Here is a 3,127-nt window from a genome sequence, read left to right as displayed (position 1 = left end):
GTACCATACACCGCGAGCAACGCTGCCGCCCAAGCTTCGCGACGCTGTCTTTCCGGCAATGACGGCCGATATAAATGATTGTATTTTTTCAGGAGGCCTGACTCGAATTGACATGTGTGGCCTGCTCTTGTTTTCGACATTCGCTGTCGATCGATCGACCCGGATGTAAATCAACAATTCGTTTCGCCTATCCAGCGGCAAGAACGACTGGCGGAATTGAATGCCAATACTCACGCACTTGACGAGGCACTCAATCCCCCCTGCGTCCTACCGACTCGCCCTTTTTATCTCTTGAGGAAACGGATACCCCCGCGTGCTGGGCTGGCGAGGCGCAGATACATGTCGTAGACAAACGACTATGGTTGACTCTTCATTGTTTCGTCGAAGAGGTCTCGACTCTTTTCAACCAAGACGTCTTTCGGCGGCGACAGCTCTTTTTGCAACGTATGAACTTCCATCTGCGCAATCGGAATTTCGATGCCTGCGTTGTCCATTTTGCATTTGAGCCGCTCGTTGAACGCACGTGTCACGCTCCACTGCTGTAGCGGCCGCGTCTTGAACTGTCCTTTGACGACCATCCAGTTCGCGTCAAAACGTTCAAGCCCCCACACTTCGACCGCCCCCAGTATCTCGTTCTTAAAGCGGGAGTCGGCCATCAGTTCGGCGCCCACTTCGGCAATGAGGCGCCTGATCTCGTCCATGTCGGCGGAGAACGGAGCTCGCACTTCGAATACCGCATACGCGAAGTCGCGAGACAGATTCTTCACAATCTTGATCTGCGAAAAGGGAATCGTGTGTATCGCTCCTTGCCCGTCGCGCAACCGGACCGTGCGGATCGTCAGGTCCGTCACCGTGCCGGCATGGCCACCGTCGATGTCGATCCAGTCGCCGATAGAGATCGTCTCCTCGGCGATGATGAAAAGGCCGGTGATCAGATCGGTGACGAGCGACTTCGCACCGAACCCGGCCGCGAGACCGATCACGCCCGCGCCCGCAAGCAGCGGTGTCAGATTGACGCCGAGATTGGCGGCAACGACCATGGCAGCGATGGCGACGACCGCAACGAAAAGCGCATTACGGACGAGCGGCAATATCGTACGCCCACGTACGCCTGGGTCGAGTGCCTTGCTGCGGGCGCTTCTCGGGCTCAGTGCTTCGAGGATGACGGTATCGATCATGATCCAGACGAACCAGGCGCCGAAAACAGTCGTCGCCAACGCGACGAACGTGTGCTTGACGCCTGGTGTCATCGCGCCTTGTTTGAGCAGTCGTGCAACCGGGCCGCTCCACAATTCCAGTTCGAAGCGAATGTAGATGAGCCATATCGCAAAAATTAACAGCGTGCCGCCAAAGCGCAGCAAGCGCATCAAATGCGGCGTGCGGCGTTGCGCCCGGCTGTTCCGTACGCGCGTGAGATGAAAGAGGAGCGCCGACAAAAACAGTGTGAGCACGAGCAATACCGCACTGACGAGCGAAGGCTGCAGGACGCCCCCCTCCGTGCCGCGCCCGTCGATCATCGCAACGATCGACGCGATTGCGATCAACAGGATGGGAATGTGCCAAAGGGATGCGAGGATGTCGAGGGCTTCGGTTGCCAGCTTGTGACCATGCCTGTGTCGATAGGCGCGGTTGCGAATCAGATGGGCGACAGGCCGGCGGTATGCGAGCGCGAAATAGACGCTCGAACAGGCAACGGTCATGTTTGCGAAAGTCGATACGAGTCCGGCCAGGTTAGCCCCGAGCAGTTGCGTCACATCGGGGTTCGAAGCAGCGTCTCCGAGCGCGCCGCATGCGCCGATCACGAACAGCAGGGCGCGGGCGCGCGGGGACAGCAACTGGATTGCGACGCGGCGGTGTGAGGTGCCGAACATCCTGAACACGAGCGTGCAGAGGGAGGAGAAGACTGCGCCCGCGACAATCGAATAGGCCGCCACGAGCCCCAGCGTATAGCCCAGTGCATCGGACTTCGTTCCCACGAACAGCACTGCCGCGAGGAATGCGGCGATCCACGGCACCGTCTGGCGCAGTCCGAATGCCAACAGTTCGAGCGACGTCGATGTCGGCATCGGCGAGACATGCCAGTCATAACGCGCACGGATGCGCCGCTCGCCATAGAACAACAGGGCCGTACAGGCACCCCAGCCAGCGAGCGTAACGAACATTCCGAAGAGAACCTGACCGAACGATTCGTTCCGTTCTCCGGCGACGACCGTCTTCCATTCATTCGCGGCCGTGCTCAAGCGGCTCGACCAGAAGTGCAGGGGCGTACGGCCTTCGTTGAGATTCGCCTCGACCGACTTAATGCCTGAAGCAATCGTGCCAAGCAGATCGCGCTTGGGCTGCGCGGATGCATCGGGCTCGACGCTCTGCGCGGCGTCGCGCGCCTTCTTCAACTGCGTCACGAGCGCTTTGCGCTGAGTGTCGCTATCGAGCGTGCGGATCAGGTTGTCCAGTGAGCGCTCCGGGTCGGCCTGACTGGCGGGCGAAGGTTCGGCTGCTGCTTGCGCCGTCGAAGCAGCCGGCTCTGACGCGTTCGTGGTGCCGTTGACGAGGCGCTGCAGTCCGGCGGAAAGCGTTGTGACGGCTGCCAGAGCGTGATTCGGCGTCGACAGAAGCAGGATCGAAACGGCGAACCCTGCGCAAGCGATGCCCATGCGCCGAAAATGACCGCGAGCATCGGTCCAAATCCTCGAACTGCCGAACATCGGAATATGAGAGGGTTCACGTCCGAAGGATGCATTCATGGCGATCCGATGAAGGAAATCCATTCACCTTTCATTGGTGAAGGATTGCTGAAACGGGATCAGCACGACACAAGTAGGCGACAGATCGACTGCCATTCGCGGTCGACCCGCGACAGCGCTCCCGCCTGTTCACGCCCTGGCGTTTTAGCAAGCCAGCTTATCGCCCCATGCGACGGTCGTAGCTGCGTGAGATGCGGTCGAGCAACGTTGGGTCTTGCGCGTCGCTGGTGTGGAACCGCACCTGGACGCTGCCATCGGTTTGCTGGCGCACGTTTGCTGTCACCGTGCTGTTGCCGAGTTGTCCAACGACGCTGCCGTTCGCCGGGTCCTGGACGGTGAGGGTCAGCCCTTCGTCCCGCATCGCACCGGCAGCGGCGGCGAAC

General features: G+C 60.1%; 1 protein-coding gene and 1 pseudogene. Both read right to left on the bottom strand.

The window, feature by feature from the left end:
• Positions 1–356: 356 nt before the first annotated feature.
• Complete coding sequence (locus tag AWB67_RS35705; RefSeq protein WP_235025554.1) at positions 357–2,654, bottom strand: mechanosensitive ion channel family protein; 2,298 nt, start codon at positions 2,652–2,654, stop codon at positions 357–359.
• Between the two features lie 247 nt (positions 2,655–2,901).
• Positions 2,902–3,127: pseudogene (locus AWB67_RS35700) on the bottom strand (hypothetical protein); the annotation flags it as partial.

The sequence above is a fragment of the Caballeronia terrestris genome (assembly GCF_001544515.1).
In the GTDB taxonomy this organism is placed as follows: domain Bacteria; phylum Pseudomonadota; class Gammaproteobacteria; order Burkholderiales; family Burkholderiaceae; genus Caballeronia; species Caballeronia terrestris.
Note: the sequence above shows the minus strand (reverse complement) of the source record. Positions and strands in the feature narration are given on the sequence as shown.

What these genes read in the sequence shown, in the direction of transcription:
- AWB67_RS35705 (WP_235025554.1), bottom strand. Translation starts at nt 2,654, where the DNA reads ATGGGCATCGCTTGCGCAGGGTTCGCCGTTTCGATCCTGCTTCTGTCG.